This window comes from Stappia sediminis (assembly GCF_009826895.1).
GTDB lineage: Bacteria > Pseudomonadota > Alphaproteobacteria > Rhizobiales > Stappiaceae > Hongsoonwoonella > Hongsoonwoonella sediminis.
On record NZ_WUMV01000020.1, the window covers coordinates 1 to 822 of the forward strand.

Consider the following 822-nt stretch of genomic DNA (forward strand, 5'->3'; position numbering starts at 1 on the left):
CGGACGAGAATGCGTTTGCGAGGGAGAGCGGCACCTTGTTGATTTTCGCGGCGATGTCGATCGTTTCGCCTGCCGTGCCCGAGACGTCGAGCGATCCGTCGCCGAGCTTGAGCGACAGCGCCTCGATATTCGCCGTTCCCTCGCTCAGCACGATATGGCCCTTCCGGGCGAGCGATGTCGTCAGGCCCGCGTAGCGCCCGTCCATCCTGTCGAGCGTGATGTCGAGGCCGGTCTCCTGTGCGATCAGGGTTGCAGTCGCGGCAAGGCCGTCGGCGCCGTCGCCTTCGGCAAGCCTTGCGTCGAGGTCGATGTCGGTCCGGTTGCCGGAGTTCTTCGCCTCAAGCGACACGGTCTTGATCGGCGCACCGCCCGCCGCGATATCGCTTGCCGTCGCCGTGCCCTCGGCTCTCAGCGCGCCCAGCGGGTCGAAGACGGCGGCCCTGGTGGAGAAACTGCCGACGGTCGTCCCCGGCACGGAAATATCCCCGCCGTTCACGTCTGCCCGCATGGTCAGGGTCCCGTCCTCGTCGCCTACATCCACGGTCCCCTCGATGCGCCCGGCGATCTCCGTCAGCACCAGCGGGGACAGTTCGGAAATATCCGGCGCGTCGATCTTCAGGCTGCCGGAAATCCCTGTCAGGAAATCGCCGGCCGGACCCGCCGTCAGAGATCCTTCGATCCGGTTCTCGCCGAGAACGAAACGGATATTTTCAAGGACGGTTTTGCTTTCTTCAGACCCCAGTGAGATTTCTCCGGATATTTCCTTTCCGTCGACCGTGCCGGCGAGCGAAACCTGTGCGGTGGGGGCTGTCCTGTCGGCGA

Annotated in this window: 1 protein-coding gene; it reads right to left on the minus strand. The window is 64.7% G+C overall.

Annotated elements, in window-relative coordinates:
* The coding region (locus GR183_RS21615) for a translocation/assembly module TamB domain-containing protein (RefSeq protein ID WP_208999958.1) at nucleotides 1-822 on the minus strand (822 nt) is incomplete at both ends.